The following is a 19,422-nucleotide window of genomic DNA, read 5'->3' on the forward strand; positions in this document are numbered from 1 at the left end:
AGGTTTGATCTGGGTCTCTAAAATACTACTATTATTCTGAAATAAAAGTAAGTATTAAGTGTCAAATAAATAAATTTTATTCTATAAAAACTAATGCTTTTTGATTAATTCGATGAAATACAAATAATATTAACATCTACATAATTTCTTTTATTCCTTATAATAATATCCTTGTTTTTCTGTTATTACCCTACCAGAATCTTAATTTACTTAACCTATGAAGAACTCTATCCTAAAGAAAAAGATTCCTGCCTTAAATCTACAGGAAACCCTTATAGTACTTGCTATCATCGGTATTTTACTACTGTTGGCACTTCCCAATTTAATGCCACTTATCTCTAAAGCAAAAAGTGTCGAGGCACAAACCCAGCTAAAAGCCATTTACAATGCCCAGACCACGCATCGTTACATGTACAGTAAATTTACTATGGATTTTAATGAGCTTGATTTTGAGGCACCACGTACTGTGAAAGAAAATGGTACGGCTAACTATCGGTATGAAATTACAAATGCAAGTGATGCCACTTTTAAGGCTCGGGCGGAAGCCATTACGGACTTTGATGGGGACGGCATCCTTAATGTCTGGGAAATTGACGAGAACGGCAACCCCAAACAAATCATAAAGGATTAATGGTACTCCTAAAAGTTCTTGCCCTGGCCGTATGCGGAACCATTGCCTATCAAGACCTTAAGGATAGAATGGTCATATGGGTGGCTTTCCCCATGATGGCCCTAATCCTTACCGGTATCCATTTGGCAAGCTCAGGATGGGAATTGGTACTTTGGTTTTCGGTCACTAACCTATTGTTGGTCAGTGGAATCCTTCTACTGCTTTTTCTATATACTCAATTTGTTAGCAAGAAAAAATTTCTGAATACCAGTTTAGGCCTTGGAGACATCCTGTTCTTTTATGCCTTTTCCCTGGGATTTCCCACCCTTACTTTTGTTATTCTATTTGTGGGGGCTCTGCTATTTTCCCTTTTCCTTTTTCTTCTGTTAAAATCGGTCCAGAACATGGAAACGGTTCCTTTGGCAGGATTCATGTCCCTGTTCCTCATTGGAACAATGACGGTAAGCTTTTTCATAAAAACCCCCAATCTCTATCAACTATGACACTAAACGATACGCACATTCCCCCGATACTGCGCCAACGTATTTCACCGGAACAAGCCTTTCATTACCGTATTGTCCCTATTGAGGAAACAGCTCAAGGTCTTGTTTGTAAGACCGATAATACCGTCCTTGAACAGCTATTGTCCGAACTTGAAATTGTTTTGGATACTCCAATTATATTGGAAAAATGCGAACAGGAAGAGTTACAAAAGCTCCTGACTACCAATTATAGACAGGGGCAGTCCTCCGGAAGCGATAGTCTGCACTACTCTACTGATTTTTTAGAACAACTTTTGACCAGTGCTAAAAACGTTGGAAGCAGCGATATTCATTTTGAACCTTATGAAAAACGATGTAGGGTGCGTTTTCGATTGGACGGGAAACTTATAGAGCAGTATACCATTACCTTGGAAGAATATCCAACCCTGGTCAATAAAATAAAGATTAAGGCGGATCTGGACATTGCCGAAAAGCGATTGCCCCAGGATGGGCGTATCACCGTAAAGGCTGGCGGTGATGAATTTGATATTCGGGTGTCCACCTTGCCCACGCTTCACGGTGAAAAATTGGTACTTCGGATTTTAAGCAAGGATGCTTCCCTCATCGACCTGAACGGACTCGGATTCTCAGAAAATGAATTGCTCGTTTATCGGGAAGGGCTACGGCAGCCCAGTGGTATTATACTCATTTCCGGCCCAACGGGATCAGGGAAGACCACGACTCTCTACGCTACCCTAAAGGAACTTAATACGGTAGAAGAGAACATACTTACCTTGGAAGATCCCATAGAATATACTTTGGAAGGGATAAACCAAGTACAGTTAAAAGAAAGTATCGGGCTGGATTTTATGCGAACCCTAAAAACATTTCTGAGACAGGATCCGAACATCATTATGATCGGGGAGATCCGGGATGTGGATACGGCCAATATAGCCATACGTGCTGCCCAAACCGGGCATCTTGTTTTGTCCACCATACATACCAACTCCGCCTGGGGTACCATTTCAAGGCTTATCGATATGGGGGTTCCTTCCTTTCTTATCGCCAGTACATTAAATATTAGCGTGGCCCAACGTTTAGTGCGAAAGTTGTGCAACACCTGCAAGGTGGAATCGGCAATTGAACCAGGGTTATTTCCCCAAAGCTTTAGCATACCTAAAAACCTAAAGACCCATTTTAAGGCTGTGGGGTGCAACAGTTGTCACCATACCGGATATTTGGGACGAAAGGCCGTCTACGAAATTCTTCCCATTACCAAGGAACTTATGGTCTCCATTAAGGACAACCATATGCATATTGACGATTATCTAAGAGAAAAGCAAATTGGCACCTTAAAAACCAATGCCATACAGATGATACACGAGGGCATAACTTCTATTGAGGAGGTATATCCATTATTGACAGACCAGCTATGAAACGATTCCTCCATATAATATCCCTGCTGCTTATCTTTGAGGTATGCGGCCAGGAACCTGACAGGATACAAAACATTCAAAATCATTTGGAGGTCTTGGCACTTGAGAATTCTGAATTGGGCAAAAACCTACAATTGGACATCAATGTTACCAATGTAACCTTACCGAACTTTTTAATCGCGGTATCTAAAGTACACAACCTCAACCTGACAGTTTCCCCAAATTTGGAAAATGTTACGATCGTAAACAATTTTTCAGAGGTTTCCGTAGCCGACCTTTTGGTTTTTTTATGTAAGGAATACGGACTTACCATAGATTTTACCGGGAATATTCTTTCCATTAAAAAGTATATTCCTCCTACACCTGAAGTCTTGGAAAAAAAGATTGGTGTAGACTATGACCGAACAGGAAATTTGATTTCCCTGGACCTTAAAAACGATCCCCTCGGAAAGGCATTCCGAGCTATTATGGATGCTTCCGATAAAAATTTATTATATGCTTCCGGGATGGAAAATAGAAACTTGAACCTCTACCTTTCCAATGTCCCCTTTGATATTGCCATGGAAAAACTGGCCGAAACCAATGGAATGGCCTATTCCAAATCCAAAGACGGCTTTTACCTTTTCGACACCTTTGCCGAAACTGCCAATGGGCCTGGAGTACCTTCCAGACGACTTGGAGGAAGAAACCTTCCGTATCAGGTCCTGGATACCGTTAACCGTATCCTAAACGTAGATCTGAAAAATACATCCATAGCAACCTTAGTATATGAATTGGCACATGACCTAAAATTGGATATCTATATGGCCACCCCCTTGGAAGAAGCGGGTCATGTTACCTTTACCGCCAAAAATATCCATTTTGATGCGCTGCTACGCCATATTTTCGAGAGCCAGGAAACCCATTCCCCTGCCCCAGTGGTACAAAATAGACCGAATAATAAGAACATACGGCAAAACGGAAACAACCCGCCACAAGCAAGTTTGCCTATAAACTTTACCTTTAAAAAAGAAGGTAATATCTATTTTTTTGGAACCGCGGACCAATTGAGCTTACGTGAAGTGGAAATCGTTCAAATGATGTACCGTTCCGTGGAACTTTTGGGAGATCCCTCCCAATCCAGTGGTTATCGTTCCTCGGGAAGGACCACTTCGTCCAATATCAGTTTTTTTGGTGCCGGTGGAGCCCAAAATAACCAGCAGGGATTCAATACGAACAATAACCGGAGAAGTGTGGACACCCGCTCCCAGAGTTTTGATACGTATCAGGATGGTGCGGAGGCCATTGTAAGTATTTTACCTGATGAGCTTAAGGCGGATCTGGATATCCGTGTGGACTATGAACTCAACAGCTTTTTTGTAAGTGGCCCTTCCAGCAATATTGAACGCTTTAAGGAATTTATTAAGGAAATCGATAGGCCCGTTCCTGTTGTGCTCATCGAGGTCATGATCATCGAGGTAAAGAAGTCCGCTACCGTAGAGACCGGTATTAGCTGGGGAATCGGCGATGCTCCGGTAAACACCCAGGGAAAATTGTTTCCCGAAGCTGACGTTACCTTGGGGGCCAATACCGTAAACAAAATCATAGGAGGTTTTGATGGATTCGGTTCGTTCAACATTGGACAGGTGGTGCCCGAATTCTTTGCCAATATTAAGGCCATGGAAGAAAACGGGAACCTGAAAATCCGTTCCACACCCAAGCTTTCTACCCTAAATGGACATAGGGCCAATCTTTCCATTGGGGAGACCACTTATTATGTGGTTACCAATCAAAACTTTTTTGGGTCTCAAATCCCTACTACTTCGGAAGTACGCAATTACCATCCCATTGACGCCGAATTGGCCATAAGTATAAAACCGTTGGTCTCTGGCAACGGGCAGGTTACATTGGACATTAACGTCATCCAATCCGATTTTAGCGGGGAACGCATCGAGGAAGATGCACCGCCGGGGCTCACGTCTCGGGAGTTCAGTTCCATTGTCCGCATGCAGAACCAGGATCTGGCCATTTTAGGAGGGTTGGAGGAGAAGTTAAAGAACGATTCCGGCAATGGGGTTCCATTTTTAGCCCGTATCCCGATAATAAAATGGTTGTTTAGTCAACGGAAGCGGGAAGATACCAAGCAAAAATTGACCATTCTTATCAAACCTACCGTAATCTACTGATGCTAAACCAATGGATAACATATTTGACCGAAGGTGCCTCCTATTCCGGACTGGAAATCCATGAAACCCATGGAGAGGAGCAGTATCATTATTTGGAAGTGCTCAAAAAAAAAGGAGAACTTTATTTAGTGAAGACCGAGCAATTTTCTGACCTAAGGGAATTACCCAAATCCTATAAAAGGAATACCCCTCTATTCTTATCCATAAATACGCCAAAGGTTTTGGTTAAACTGGCCCGTGGTACTCAAACTGAGAATCCAGAGGCATTGGTCCATACTACTTTCCTCAATTTGGATCTGGATAACTTTTATTATGAAATTGCGCAGATTTCATCCCACCCCATTGTAACCATTTCCAAGAAGGAGTATGTAGATGGCATCATTAAAAAATTGGAAGAGCTGGGATTGGATATCTTCCATTTTTCATTGGGCATTGGCCCTATGGCCCATAGCATTCCTTTTATGGAAGACAAGGTCGTAGCGATTTCAAATTTTCAAATGGCGTTGGAAAATGGAACGATCATGGAAATCAGTCACATAGAGCCTTCAGCACCTCAAGATTATCTTGTAAACGGGCTGGAGCTAACCAGTTCCAGTCTCTTGGGCTTCTCACATATCCTAGGTCATTTGGGAGGTAATGTTCATGCAACTAATTTTATAAAAGCCAATGGGCAATACCAATCGCGCTTCAAAAATCGGAGGGTCTTTGGTTATGGCCTAAAAGCTTCCCTGTCTTTTTTTATACTTCTGTTGTTGGCCAATTTTCTAGTATTTGAGCATTACCATACGGAAGTAAATCGTTTGAGTTCAGAATTGACATTGGACAGTTCACAAAAAGAAAATCTGGTCCGGCTTGAAGACCTTGTAAAAACCAAAAAGGAGCGGGTGGAAACTTTAAAAGCAGTTTCAAGTTCCAAATCTACTTTTTATCTGGATAGAATTGCGAAAAGTATACCGCAACACATTCTGTTGGATAGAATAAACTATTGTCCCTTGGACAAGCCCGTTCGGGATTCCAAACCTATACTGCTTAGAGAAAATACAATACTGATTTCAGGTATATCCAAAGATGATGCTGAATTTTCAAAATGGTTGGAGCATTTGGAAAAATGGGACTGGATTTCGAGTGTGGAAACCTTGGATTACGATTTTGTAAGTACCAACGTTTCCAATTTCCTGATTAAAACTAGTTTTTATGAAACTGGACAATAAAAATAAACTATTAATTGCGGGATGTCTGGTGTTGCTCTTTGCAACTTACAAATTGGCCTTGTCCAAAACTATGGCCATCCAAGAAGAATACGGGAATTTGAAATCCAAAAGAATACAGGCCCAGGATATTCCAGAACAGCTTGCACTCCTGGCGCAAAAAGAACAATACTATGACTCCATAATGCAACGCATGGATATTGGCGACACCTCAGTTCAAAACAATCTATTACGTACCATTAATGAGCAGGCCAAGGTTCGGAATGTAAAGGTAATTGACTTCAACCCGCCCCATACCCACTCCTTCGATGATCATAAATTATTGACCCATTCCATCGTATTGAACGGTAGCTATACCGATATACTCCAGGTAGCCTATATGCTAGAACACAAAGGGAGTTTCGGCGACATCGTCCATATGGATTTTGAGAAGAAAAAGGACTACCGTAAGCGGAAATCATTTTTGGAAGCCACCATTTTTGTACAGCATATAGAATAGTGCCTTCACCCTATGAACACCTTCCAAAATAAGTCGGCAAAATCGATTTCCCAAGATGATGACGACATGTTAACTCAACTTTTCGCTCTTATCCCATAGAATTGCACAATTACAGCCATGTTAGGTTCTCTGTATTCAGCGCCAGATAAAATCTATCCTGGAAACAACATGGACCAACAATTAATGTATGCCACGGCAATTGTTTTCCAGGGTTATCTTAAGTCTATCTATCTCGGTAGCCCCTGACGGTAATTCGTCTTGCTGTAATCCCACATAGTCATTGGCCGCTTTCCATTTTTCAATGGTCTCACTGAAAAATTGGGAAGCCAATGTATCGGTTTCGTATACGAACAGCTGATACGCTTCGCCCTGATCTCCCCCAAATCGGGTAACTACCTGCCATCTGCCATCTTCTTTGTATGAAGTATTGGTATAATCCGACTGTGGATAATATTTGTTATCCATGGGTTTTAACAACACCCAAATGTCTTTGTTATGCGTTTCGGGATATACACCTATAGTAAGAATGCGACATTTAACCGTGTCACCTTCAATTGGAGATATAACTTGTACTTTTTTTACAGGGTATTCCACTTGCAATTTGTTTCCGGTATGAAAAACTTCCATATGGGCCTTGGGCTGTACTACCCCATAACCAAAACCTCCAAAAAGCAAAAGCGCTGCCCCAATGATTGCCAAAACCATCTTAACATTGGCATTCTTGTTGTAGAATATTGCGGCCAGTACGCAAATAATACCTGCAATTACTGAAATTAAAACACTTGTTACCATCTCTAAATGATTTAAATTAAAACTATTGCTTTTACTAAATGGGGAAAACTGCATTTAGCAAATCACAATGATCTAAAAACAGATTCAAACAATTTTTTTAGAAAATGCTCCGATCTATTTTTATGCAAGATGTCCTTTTCGGCAAATGGACATCTTAATATTTAAGACTTTCGTTCTTGTCCCATAGTCCCCAATAGGCACCAACGTCGCCCTCGGCCCCTACTTTCCATGACTCGTCAAATGAAGAAAAATAGAACATTTCAATATTCTCCTTGGCAGACCACATCTGTGCATTGATGAAGTACTTCATGGCATTTTCTTCCGATGAAACCGCTCCTTTTAGGCTGCTGCCTGTGCTCGGCCAACCAGTCTCCGTAATAATTACTTTTTTGCCATTACCAGCATCGACGGCCTGGCCGAACATTTGTTGCATGTGATTCAAGGAATGTTCAATGCTACAGCCTTCCCAATAGGGATAACAGTTTGATAATATGACATCACAGGCCTCGGCAATACGCGGTCGATGTGAAAACTCATAATATGCATCCACATATCCAACCGTAATTCCCGGTAGGGCTTCTTTTACCAGATAAATATAGTCCAGCAATTGGTCTTCCGTCAAATCATTTCGATATAAAACCTCATTGCCTACTGCGGCAATGTCAACACAGCCCTCCTTTGCCAATGTGATCAGACTTTCTATTTCAGCTTCGTTCATGCCCAAATCATGGCCCAACCAAGCCCCTACCATAGTTTTCAAGCCATTTTGATGCGCCATACGCGGGATATGTTCATTTCCCTCTATACACGAAAAAGAACGTACCCATTTGGTATAGGGTTTTATGATTTGAATTCTACGTCTTACCTGCTCTTCGGTAATAATGTCTCCCGGTTTTTGTCCATCCTCATACATGCTAAAACATAGTCCATGCATCCCATTCTCCAAGGTGGCCCTCCATAATTTTCTTAACTCCTCTATGGAATACTTGCTAAAATCGACTCCCTGGTAATCTGTAAAACTAGCCGAACGGATCAAATAATCGTGTTCTCCTCTATATGACATTGTTTTTTTTCTTAGCTATTGTTGTTTATAATTTTCCCCTACGTGCTTCTAATTCTGCCTTAATTTCCCTAGCTCTCTTTTCAGTAAGGCTATACTTCCACATGGCCCAGACGGCGAGTGCCGCGGTAAGCGATGGGACCAGTATATCGGCCAACCTGAGATTATTCATAGTTTCTATGGACTGTTCGGCCGCATTGGGGTCAAACCCAACGATACTCAAAATCACTCCGCCCAAAACCAGTGCAATAGATTGGCCAATTTTAACCATGAGCCAATAGATAGCACCAAAGGTACCTTCCTTTCGGGGCATGCCATTTTCCAATTCATCCAAATCACAGACATCCGCGGTCATGGACATCATTAAGGTGAAAAGCCCCCCCATACCAAAAGCAAATAGCGGTATAGGCAAAAAAATCAGCCATGGTACTTCACTACCCGGATCTATACTAAACCATGACATTCCTACACTATCCAGAAATGGATTTAGAGTTTCGAAAATAGAACTTACCGTTGAATTTAAACTTTTACCAAAGCCTGTTTGATTAAATTGGTTGTTTAAATCTTTATCGAAGCCCCACCATTTTAAAAGATAGCCAACGATAGATAAAACTGTTGAAATAATAAAAGCTTTTTTCTTACCCCATTTATCCGACATTTTTGAAATAATGGGTATCACCAAAAATGCGGTTATCATCGCATTTATCGTATTGAACCAAGCGGGCCATGTACCTGCCATTTCATAACTGCCGTTATACATGTAAAACACAATGATGAAAACACCAAATGCCGCTACAAGCTGAAAGCCGTTAAAAACCAAGAAGGTAGCTCCACACAATTTCATAAAAGGCTTATTCTTAGAAACTTGAACAATTCCCGCCAACAAGTCTTTCATATTGGAAGCAAGTGATTTAAAATTAATTTCTTTTCGGTTCTCCATATTTGAGGAATCTATACCCTTGCAAAATAATGCAGGAAGAATTCCAAAAATTATACACATTGCTCCGACTATAAGGGCCATAGTCCGCACCCCTTCGGTTTGTGTATTAAAGGTGTTGGAATCCGGGATAATTACATATAACCAAGGTACGATCATCCATGCAACTTGTCCCATGGTATTGGAAAAGGCCATGAGTCGCGTACGCTCGTTATAATCCGAGGTCATTTCATATCCAAGACCCACCAATGGTGTTGCGAACATGGTGTTACCAATGAGGAATAACAACTGAAGGATCATCACATGCCAAATGATATAGGATTGTGATGCATTATCATCAATTTGCCACATTAAAAAGAAAAGTATCCCACTTATAATCGCTCCAACGAAAATATAGGGTCTTCTACGGCCCCATTTCGATTTGGTATTATCTGAAATAAAACCCATTATTGGGTCCGTTATCGAATCAAATATCCGTGGTAAACCACCTAAGAGTCCAGCCCATAAGGGATCCACGCCCCAAGCCGTCAATAAAAAGAATTGGATAAAGACCCCAAGTGTTCCAGGCAAAATATTCAATATGAAATGGCCCGCCCCAAAAGCAGCTTTTTGCCCAATGGGGACTTTATCTGTTGAAAGTGTTTTTACTTGACTCATGATTCCCTGATTTAATGGTTGGCGTTTTACATTGGTCGCACTCTATATTTTTATTTGATTACTATGGTTTGAATGGCTTGGCCACTAATTTTGAAATTGGAGCTTTTTTCCCCTAAAGACAGTTCTAAATTTTTGTTGTCCTGGCCTTGATTAAAGACTACCACTGCAATAGAACCATCAGGATTTTTGCAAGCCGTGGTCAAAAGAGACTCATCCGTATTTGTCAATTCTATTCTTTTGGATCCAGGACGGATAAATTTACTGAAGTGAGCCATGGTGTAGTAAATTGGGGTGAAATACACTTCATCATTTTCCGGGTCCACAATGACGGGGGCTACACACCAATTCTTAAACCAATTTGGGCCACCCTGCTTATCCAAAACCATATTCCAATCGATCCATCCATCTACCCAATTGTTTAAACAACCAATGATGTCCCGTGCATAGCGATACACCGGCGCATATTTTGGATGTAGGTGCTTATCCTTTTCAGGGGCCCAGTCCCATCCCCAATCCGTGGCTTCCTTGGACCAATACCATTGGTCATCCTGCCATTTGGGGACCTCCGCATCAACACAAGCTTCCGTTTGTATTAAATGTTTATCGGGTGCTTTGTCATGTGCGTATTGCAATGCCTCGGGGAAAACCTCATAGGTGCTCGCATACCAATGTATAGCCGTGCCATCGTAGTATTTTTTAGTGGCCGGAGTTTTATACATTTCATCTACCCATTCCTTTAGATGTTCACGGTTTTGGTCATAACCCAGTATTTTCACATTGTGGCCATCGCGCTCCAATTGGGGTCCAAGATAGTCCTTTACAAAATCCGTCATTTCTTGGGCGGTAAAATGCATGCTTTCCCAATTGCTATCATTTCCCAAAGGTTCGTTCTCTACGGTAAAGCCCCAAATATCAATTCCTTCTGCCTTGTACGCCTCTAAATATTTTGAAAAAAACAACGCCCAGGTTTCATTGTATTCCGGCAACAATTTGCCCCCACGCCAGTCTTTGTTGTCCTTCATCCATGGCGGTGCTGTCCAAGGGGAGCTTACAATCTTAAACCCATCCTTGGAAAGGGCCATAGCCTCCTTTATCATTGGGATAAGATCATCTTGGTCCTCATCAATGGAGAAGCTCTTCAATTCCACATCATCCTCTATTGGGGCATAGGAATAACTACCCAAGGAGAAGTCGCATGAATTCATATGCGTCCGTGTTAAAGAGTATTTTGCACCATCTTCACCAAAATAGGCGTTTAATACCTTATCCCTGTTTTCTTTGCCCAATCTATTTAGCAAAGAGGCCGATGCCTCTGTAAAGGATCCGCCAAACCCCGTTATGGTCTGAAATTCTTTTTCAGGAGATAGCTTTATCACGGTAGCATCCCCATCTGAAGAAAATTCCTTTACCTGCTTCAATTTGTTGCCACTAGCCGAAGTTTCATAGATTTCTATTTTCAATGATTCTCGTTTTTCACCACAACTAAACATTGCAAAGGCCAAAGGGATACACATAATGTAATTGAACATTTTCATAAGCGTTGGTTTTGGAATCCGTCTTATCTGTGAGCTGCAATTTCGTTCGCATTTGGGGGGACCAATACTGTTTTCATCAATTCTTCCTTATCTCCCTTATAGGTTTTGGTAATGGGATTTCCATTACGTGTCAATCCATTAAAAACACCCTTATCCACCAAATCCCAAAGCGCAAATTTTGCTTTTCCGTCAACGGTTATCAAACCAAAGTGGTTTTCAGAACCTTCGGGGTTTTTAGCGTCTTTCCATGGTTCGTCAAAACCTTCAAAATAGAAGCAGGATATACCGGCCTTGTCGGTCCAATCTCTCATGAGCCTGTGATACAATCCTTCTTTATATTCATCGGTAGCCCTGGAACCTGTAGATCCGTAATGGCCATTTGAAACGGTTGCCCACCCTGTTTCGCCGATATGGATAGGTTTGGAAACTCCCAGGCTTTTCATGTAATTGGATACACTATCATACTGCGATTTTGCAAACTCCAAGGCCCGGGACATTGCGGTATCTATTTTTTCCTTATCCGAAAGTCCCGTTTTTTCGTCAGGGACACCCCAAAATGCCGGATTGTAATGGGTATTATGATAGGGGTAGGTATGCATGGAAATATAGTCGACGGTTCTTACAAGTTTCTCCAAATCCTCCGTGTGATAGCCGGCATCTCCCCCACCCCAGGACGAAAAATCATCTGAACTGGTTATCCATAGACTTTTTGGCAATTTTCCGGTTTTCTTTAAATCCTGAAGGTGATTTACCCATTTTAGGATAACCCAAGGTTGTACATAATAGCTTGTAGCCCAGTTTACCATGGCCTCATTACCTACCGCAATTACTTTGACAATATCAGGATATAGATTTGCCAATCTAACGGCTTCTTCAATCTCTACCGCATTTCTTTCACTTTCTTGCGTATGGTCCGGTTCTAGATCCGTCCATGCATTTTTGCAATCTATCCATGCCCCCAACATCATGTACATTTCAAAGCTTGAATCCTCTTTTTTTAGCTCACTGATCGCTTTCAATACGTTAGAAGCATGAGGCAAATGCACTTTGTAGGTCCGTAATATTTTAATATTCATCGCCGCCAAAATCTTCATATCCTCTTTTAGCTCTTCCAAGGTGGGCTCCATATCATGATCTGCATGTCTGTACCCTCCATAGGAAATGGCCACATAATCAGGATTACCCAAAATATCCTTTGCACTTAAATCTGATGCTTCTTTCACAGTATCAATTTTGCTTTCTTTGGTTGTTTTATTTTTGCACGAGGAAACGGATGCCATCAGCAATATATAGATAATTGTTCTTATGCCATTTTTTACGTACTTCATGTCCTTTATTTTTTGATGAATACCATAATTCTATCAATTTCCCCGTTTCTATCAAAAACTTTTGTACTAGTTTGTAAATCAAGTTTTAAGGTATCGAATTCTAATGTAGAACTTGTATTGAATGTTACTTTAATACCCTTTTTGTCTGCCCATTGATAAATGACCGGAACCTGACAATAGGTAAAACAAAGCGAATTCCTTTCCAGTTCAATCTCCTTAAACTCCCCATTTACAGCAATGTATCTGAATACTGAGGGCTCCCTTAAAAATTCTGTTTTTCTCAACAATTGGGGATCAAAGCGTAGCTGCCCCTCATGAACAAAAATGCCCAATTCACCAAACCTACTTAGGATATCCTCTTTTACCTGGCCTGTCATACCGGGCTGTTGCGCTCCTTTACCGGCAGGTGTGTGGGAGTAGGGATCCGTTGGGAAAGCACCATATAGTTCAGGGGATTTATGTACTCCAATTCCCTCGTTGATTTCATAGTAATGCTCCAACAACCTACCTATAATTTCCTCACCTTCTTTTTTGGTAATGGCATTTAAACAGGTTTCTTGAACGGCAAGCAACAGCTTTGAGACCATATGCCAGTAGATGGACCCCAAACCTTCATAGCCAAAAAAGGTTCCTGAACGGCCGGTAAAAGCTTTATGATTAAAGACCCCTTCAAAAATTTCCAATAGTAATTGCCTGTCCTTTTGAACTAAACCTCGGTATTTTTCAGGTAGTTGGGACAAGGCCGTTTGCAGACTATTGGCATTATTAAAAGTTCCATTAAAATGATACTCCCCATTATTGTCTTTCTCAACGATCCGGGTATCGCCATCCTCCAAAAGTTTAAGCATCAAATCTGATTTCCCTACCTCGCTTGGCGGAATGTTGTTTTTATCCGAAAACCTTGGGAGTTCCTTATTGGGATATAGCAAATAGCTGTATTGGTCCGGCCTAAAAAGTCTGCTACTTTTAAGCGCATCCAAAAGTTCCAAAGAAGCTTCGGCCGAAATGTAACCTGAACTTAAGACCGCGACCTGACCTTCCAACATTTCGGCCAAATGGGCGATGGAAACCTCAGTATCACTTTCTACGGTCATTAAGTTATAGGCGTGGTACAAATTGTCCGAGCGTTTATTAACATCAATTGTATGCTCCAAATATTGTATCGTAACCTCAATAAACTGAACAACTTTCTCCTTGGAAATCCCACCCGTTTTACCACTAAAGCCGGAATCATAGATCTGATCTCGGTATTTGCTTCCCGCTTTTCCCAACCCATCCATAATGGTTTTTCTATCCGTATCGGAAATCCTATCGGACAATACGGATAGATTATTAACCAGCGCTAGACGTGTTTCATTGAAAAACTCAAGGAGTTCCTCGGAAATTTGATATTCAGCATCAGGAACTTCCCTGACAATTGTCCCAAAAAAGCTTAAAAAGCGTCTTAAATAACAAAGCGTCACCATAGAAACGCCGTTACCTACCAAGGCGTTGTTGGCATCGTTCCATTCAGGCCTTTGGGTATTCATCCAAATACCGCCTTCCGGAATAAAATTGGATACTTTTGCCAAGATCGTGGCCAGTAATTTTTCCAACAGGTTTACACTATAGATCGCTTTATTCGAATCCTTTAATAGGGCCGCATCGGCACCCAATTGTTCGCGCTCTTCATTGATGCTAGCATCCAAATCCGCATCAAAGACGATGGTATCCTTGGGATTAGCCAGAATGGCTTTATAACCCTTTATTTTGTAGGGTACATTGGCGTATACAAAAATATTCTCGTTGAAATAGGAAATCAGTTTATTGGGATAGTGCCGCTCCATAAATTCCAAGAACTTCAACAGGTAAATAATCTGATGATCGCCCCAATAGCCGATATAGGACCACGGATCGTCCGGTTCTATGATTTCCCAATCAAAACCGTCCTTGGTAACCCTATAGGGATTATAACCGTCAAAGGTGGTTGCATTGAGAAATTTATGGATCATACTTTCGATAAAGGCCGGATAGGAATAGGCCAACGCCTCCCAGTTCTGAAAAATATCGCGCCAGTTTCCCTCATAATCCAATACTTTTTTGCCGTCATCGGTTTCCGTATTTATGGAGAACTTATTCCATGGCCGACTTGGGTCACCGTGCCTTCTACTGAACTTTAAAGGCATATACTCCAAAGCCAACCTTTTAAAATTGCCGTCCTTATTATCGTTGGCAATTTGCTTTAGATGAGCTACCGTAAATCGCTCTGGGAGTTGTTCCAGACTTCCTTGCCTCTTTTGAAATACAATGTTATTTGCCTTCTCGATATATGCCAAGAAGTCCGATTTCTCGATTTCATAGTTGTTATCAAAAATACCGCCTCGCATGATGTTGAAAAGCGTGTTTGCAAAATGCCTTGTGTTGCGCATGGCATCCGCTGTCAATTGCATAGCATCCGCTGCACTGTTCAACATCATCAATTGTCCTGATCCTTTTTGAATATCTTCTTCGATTAAATCAAAAAGGTTTCTTTCTGTATTGATCAAGCGGTAAATTTCAGCGATATCCGCTTTGGATTGGTTCACTTCGGCAATCAGCATCCAATTGCGTTTTGTACCTGCAGCAAGAACCACATCGGCATTTACAAAATAGGCCCCTTTCTCTGCTTTTATGTCGACCTCTTGTTCAATTTCCCTTCCTTTTTTAAAGGCATCCAATTGAATGGAGGAAACGAGGTAGCTTGCCTTTTCCAATCCCGTAGACCAGACCGTAGTTGCTTTTAAGGCTTCACTTGGTTCCGCTTTGTCAACAATGATGGCGCTCAAGGCATAAATGCCCAAACCAATTTCAGCTTCCAACTCGTTCCTTTTGTACGCATCCACCAGATTGCTACTAGTATTCTGCATGGCGGAATTGACCCCATAGGGCATAATATTCTGGATACCGTCCAAAATGGTTATCCTAACCTCATTTTCGCTAGAGTTGATAAGGGTAGACTTCTTTACAAAACCAAACTGGCTACTGAAATTCCAATGGTATTGAAACGTCAACTTTAAATCCTCATTGATCTCCTCAAAAACAATTTTATTGCCATAGGCGTTCTTATAGAGGTTTCTTTGGATTTTGTAGATTCCCACATAGTTGCCCGAGAAAGGTTCCCATAGCAAGGTCTTCCCTTCCCAATGCACCTGAAATACTGTTTTACCACCAGTTATATCGGCAGATTCGGTGATTTTATCGTCCGTGTAATATGGAAATAATGCCGACTCCGAATTTCGCCTTCCAGCGGATAGCCCCCCATTACTGGAAATGAACATCCAATGGTTGGAATGGCTCACAATGCTCATAAAAAAAGGGCGCATCACGTTATAGTTTGAAATCCTGTAATATGCTTCATTTTCAAACTGAACCTGTTCTCCCTTAATCTCTTTTGAGGTAGTCGTTATCTTGGAATTTCCTATGTAAATATCGTTTCCAGACATTTCAGATTTTTAGATGGTTGATTATTGTACTTAAGCGAGAGGCCAGTGGGACCTGTTTCACCACCGACCCTTCCTCAACTTAAGCATATTTCATCTATTCTAGAACTAAATCGTCCAAATAATACGTGCCGCCTTCCGTTATGGGACTGTCCATTTCATCATTATCCGGTTTTATCACCAATTGGCTATACGAGGTTGGTGAAGCCGGCAGGTTGATGAACGTAAATTCAACCTCTGTCCACTCATTTGCATTGGGAATGGTTGCAAAAACAGCAGCGGGATTTCCAATACTTCCGTCATTTGGATTGGCCAGCAATTCGAACCGGAAAACTACATTTGCCTTTGTGGAATAGACTTTTACTTTAAACGTATCGGTAGTCGTTAAATCAAAGTTTGATGGGAATACATTCTGAATCCCCCCAAAGAATTCCGAACCGGTAGGTTTATCCACTCTTAAAACAAAGTCGGAGGTATTGATTCCAGTTTTGGATGGATTGGCTGCAAGTTCAGAAGTTAAACCTGCTCCAAAGTTTTGATTGGAAAGAAAGGTTTCACAACCTTCAAAATCCAAGGGTAACATAGTGGCCGCTACTTCGGTATCGGCACATCCACCTCCACCGCCGGAACCACCTGTATCCTGTACTAAGGACACATTGTCTATAATCACCGTACCTATCTCGGCACCCATATCAAAGAGTATGCGACTGTCCGATCCGCCAAATCCGGTAGCATTTAAGTTTAGTGTAAATGTTTGGGTATCCGTGGTCAGGTTCACAGTTTCATTAACATTGGTAAAAGGATCAACATTTAATCCAATACCGGCTATCATAGTCCGACTACGATCCGATGAAGCTTCAAAAGTCAGTATATAGTCAGCGTCTTGGGTGATATCGAGTACTTGGCTTAAATTCACATCAAATGCATTACCCGCCACCATTACGTCAACCGAATTAAAACTATTTCCGCCTTCATTAACAATGTTACGTCCGCTCCCGATCCACGGATCATCACCTCCCTCAAAGTCTCCGTTGGTCAACAGGCCATCATCAAATCCGCCACCAGTATTACTATCACTACCATCCCCACCTTCAACCAAAGAAACATTGTCAATGATTACGGCACCTACATCGGCGCCCATATCAAAGAGGATGCGACTATCGGCGCCTCCAAAATCGGCTGCACTCAACTGAAGCATAAAGGTCTGGGGCTCCGTGGTCAAATTTACCACGGGTGCCGTGTTGGTAAAGGGATCTACGTTTAACCCAATGCCGGCCAAGATGGTCCTGGCCCTGTCCGAAGATGCCTCAAAGGATAGAATATAATTGGTGCCCTGAGTAAGCTCTACGACTTGGCTCAAGTTCACCGTGAAGGGCTCCCCGGCCATCTCCACATTGGCAGAATTGAAGCTATTGCCGCCTTCGGCTACCACATTAAGGGCGTTCCCAATCCAGCCTGCCCCACCGTTTTCAAAATCACCATTGGTCAAAAGGCCGTCGTCAAAACCTCCACCCATATCACTCTCCACTTGTATTATATCATCCAAATAAAATGTGCTGGATATTCCGGGGTCGGCAGCAAAGCCCACAAACAGGTCCAAGTTCTCATATTGTCCATCCGGTACAAAAGCCTGTCCGTTTTCCAGATCGCCATCAATAAAACTTTTAACCCCATTTGTCAAAAAGTTAAAGGTTAGGTCTTCCCAGCCGCTACCGGTATGTACCGTAACCACTTCCACGTCCCTGGCACCATCAATACCACCAGAAAACTTTACTAAAAAGTTGGTTGCCACGGTCGAATATAGTTTTAAAGTTATGGTCTTATCAGTACCGCTAAAGTCTATGGGACTGTCCATGGGGAAAGTGACTCCTTGAAACGAGACCCCATTGGAAACAATTTCCCCTACCATAGAGGTTGTGGTATTGGCACCGGATAGTTGCGGGTTTTCCAGAATCTGAAATGACGTATCAAAAGTGACAATGGTAGAGTAATCCACATTCTCACCGTCAAAAGTAATGGGCAAGGCCAATACCTCTGGAACGTTAATAATAATTTCATCCTGAAATGTACCGGATGCCCCTGCTATATTGGATGCGGTAAGGATTACCGTGTATGTGCCGTTGGCCGTATAGATTTTGGTAGGGTTTATCTCTTCCGAATCAGTTTCGTCACCAAAATCCCAGGCATAACCATTGACATTTGTAGAGGTATTAATAAAGGTGACCGCACCTGTGCTTTGGTCCAGGGTATATGTAAAACCAACTTCTACTTTTGGTAATTCGGTATCATCATCATCTTCGCAGCCTACCAATGTTAGTGCCAGAAAGAAGACCGAAAGAATTTTAATTCTATCAATAATCTGTTTCATAGTTAATTTGTTTTTTATTGTTGATACACACGTACATAGTCTACGAGCATGGTCTGGGGGAAAACAGTTTCGTTATTCGGTGGTCCGGGTAAGTTACCCCCAATAGCTACATTAAGAATGATATAGAACGGACGATCAAAGACCCATTCACCTTGGCCATCCGTTTCCTCATCTATATCCTCAGGTGTAATTTGTTGATACAAATCACCGTCTACGTAGTAATTAATGTAATCCGGGGCCCACTCTATTCCAAAGATGTGGAATCCGGTATCAAAACGATCATTGGCCAATTCATAGTCCTTGCCAATTGAATCCCCACCGAAAAAACCTGGGCCATGGACACTACCAAAAGCAATGGTGGGTTCATCACCTACATTCTCCATAATATCAATCTCGCCGCAAGCAGGCCAGGGATTATCATCACAATTGTTGCCCAATAAAAAAAATGCCGGCCAATAGCCTTTTCCAAAAGGTACTCGAATACGTGCCTCAAAACGCCCATATGCCTGCTCAAACAATCCTTGGGTGGTAAGTCTTGCGGAGGTAAACAAGGCCCCATTAAAATCCTCTTGCCTTGCGGTAATCAATAGGAATCCGTTTTGAACGGTAACATTTTCCTGCCTATCCGTATAGTACTGTAACTCATTGTTGCCCCAACCCGGGATACCTTGTTCCGTACCATCGCCAATATCAAAACGCCAACGACTGGAGTCTGGCGCACCATCTACATCAAAATTATCCTCCCACACCAAGGTATTGAAGGTGGCTACGGTCTGGGTATCATCAGTTTCGCAACCCATAACCAAAAGGAACAGGCTTGCGAAAAACGTTTTGTAGCCCCACATTGATTTTATGTTCGTATTTAAAACTTTATGTTTCATAGCTTC

General features: G+C 41.8%; 14 protein-coding genes. 6 read left to right on the top strand and 8 right to left on the bottom strand.

Annotated elements, in window-relative coordinates; genetic code table 11:
* The first annotated feature begins 217 nt into the window (after window positions 1-217).
* From ACP2AF_RS19025 to ACP2AF_RS19050, 6 genes are read left to right on the top strand one after another with little or no spacing between them, the layout of a single operon-like run.
* A complete protein-coding gene (locus tag ACP2AF_RS19025; RefSeq protein WP_282160887.1) occupies window positions 218-631 on the top strand; it encodes a type IV pilin-like G/H family protein in 414 nt (137 codons plus the stop codon).
* The gene (locus ACP2AF_RS19030) at window positions 631-1,113 is read left to right on the top strand and encodes a hypothetical protein (RefSeq protein WP_425237729.1); all 483 of its coding nucleotides are present in this window, start codon (window positions 631-633) and stop codon (window positions 1,111-1,113) included. The genes ACP2AF_RS19025 and ACP2AF_RS19030 overlap by 1 nt, the downstream gene beginning before the upstream one ends.
* On the top strand, window positions 1,110-2,528 hold the full coding sequence (locus ACP2AF_RS19035; protein WP_425237730.1) for a GspE/PulE family protein: 1,419 nt from the start codon (window positions 1,110-1,112) through the stop codon (window positions 2,526-2,528). The genes ACP2AF_RS19030 and ACP2AF_RS19035 overlap by 4 nt, the downstream gene beginning before the upstream one ends.
* A complete protein-coding gene (locus tag ACP2AF_RS19040; RefSeq protein WP_425237731.1) occupies window positions 2,525-4,693 on the top strand; it encodes a type II secretion system protein GspD in 2,169 nt (722 codons plus the stop codon). Before ACP2AF_RS19035 ends, ACP2AF_RS19040 begins: the two co-directional genes overlap by 4 nt.
* A complete protein-coding gene (locus ACP2AF_RS19045) occupies window positions 4,693-5,904 on the top strand; it encodes a hypothetical protein (protein ID WP_425237732.1) in 1,212 nt (403 codons plus the stop codon). Before ACP2AF_RS19040 ends, ACP2AF_RS19045 begins: the two co-directional genes overlap by 1 nt.
* On the top strand, window positions 5,888-6,400 hold the full coding sequence (locus tag ACP2AF_RS19050; protein ID WP_425237733.1) for a hypothetical protein: 513 nt from the start codon (window positions 5,888-5,890) through the stop codon (window positions 6,398-6,400). Before ACP2AF_RS19045 ends, ACP2AF_RS19050 begins: the two co-directional genes overlap by 17 nt.
* A gap of 180 nt (window positions 6,401-6,580) precedes the next feature.
* Here ACP2AF_RS19050 and ACP2AF_RS19055 read toward each other — a convergent pair whose 3' ends face one another.
* The 8 genes from ACP2AF_RS19055 to ACP2AF_RS19090 form a co-directional block, all read right to left on the bottom strand.
* Window positions 6,581-7,192 (bottom strand): hypothetical protein, encoded by a 612-nt coding sequence (locus ACP2AF_RS19055; RefSeq protein ID WP_425237734.1) that lies wholly within the window; start codon window positions 7,190-7,192, stop codon window positions 6,581-6,583.
* A gap of 154 nt (window positions 7,193-7,346) precedes the next feature.
* Complete coding sequence (locus ACP2AF_RS19060; RefSeq protein WP_425237735.1) at window positions 7,347-8,255, bottom strand: glycosyl hydrolase family 17 protein; 909 nt, start codon at window positions 8,253-8,255, stop codon at window positions 7,347-7,349.
* 25 nt (window positions 8,256-8,280) lie between these two features.
* On the bottom strand, window positions 8,281-9,846 hold the full coding sequence (locus ACP2AF_RS19065) for an MFS transporter (protein ID WP_425237736.1): 1,566 nt from the start codon (window positions 9,844-9,846) through the stop codon (window positions 8,281-8,283).
* A gap of 50 nt (window positions 9,847-9,896) precedes the next feature.
* On the bottom strand, window positions 9,897-11,381 hold the full coding sequence (locus ACP2AF_RS19070; protein ID WP_425237737.1) for a glycoside hydrolase family 30 protein: 1,485 nt from the start codon (window positions 11,379-11,381) through the stop codon (window positions 9,897-9,899).
* A 23-nt stretch (window positions 11,382-11,404) separates the two neighbouring features.
* Window positions 11,405-12,709: a glycosyl hydrolase family 17 protein gene (locus tag ACP2AF_RS19075; RefSeq protein ID WP_425237738.1), complete on the bottom strand. Its 1,305-nt coding sequence runs from the start codon at window positions 12,707-12,709 to the stop codon at window positions 11,405-11,407.
* A gap of 5 nt (window positions 12,710-12,714) precedes the next feature.
* A complete protein-coding gene (locus ACP2AF_RS19080; RefSeq protein WP_425237739.1) occupies window positions 12,715-16,170 on the bottom strand; it encodes a hypothetical protein in 3,456 nt (1,151 codons plus the stop codon).
* 94 nt (window positions 16,171-16,264) lie between these two features.
* On the bottom strand, window positions 16,265-18,535 hold the full coding sequence (locus ACP2AF_RS19085) for a carbohydrate binding domain-containing protein (protein ID WP_425237740.1): 2,271 nt from the start codon (window positions 18,533-18,535) through the stop codon (window positions 16,265-16,267).
* Window positions 18,536-18,549: 14 nt separating this feature from the next.
* Complete coding sequence (locus ACP2AF_RS19090; protein ID WP_425237741.1) at window positions 18,550-19,416, bottom strand: glycoside hydrolase family 16 protein; 867 nt, start codon at window positions 19,414-19,416, stop codon at window positions 18,550-18,552.
* Window positions 19,417-19,422: the final 6 nt, after the last annotated feature.

The organism is Ulvibacterium sp., from assembly GCF_965248315.1.
Taxonomy (GTDB): domain Bacteria; phylum Bacteroidota; class Bacteroidia; order Flavobacteriales; family Flavobacteriaceae; genus Ulvibacterium.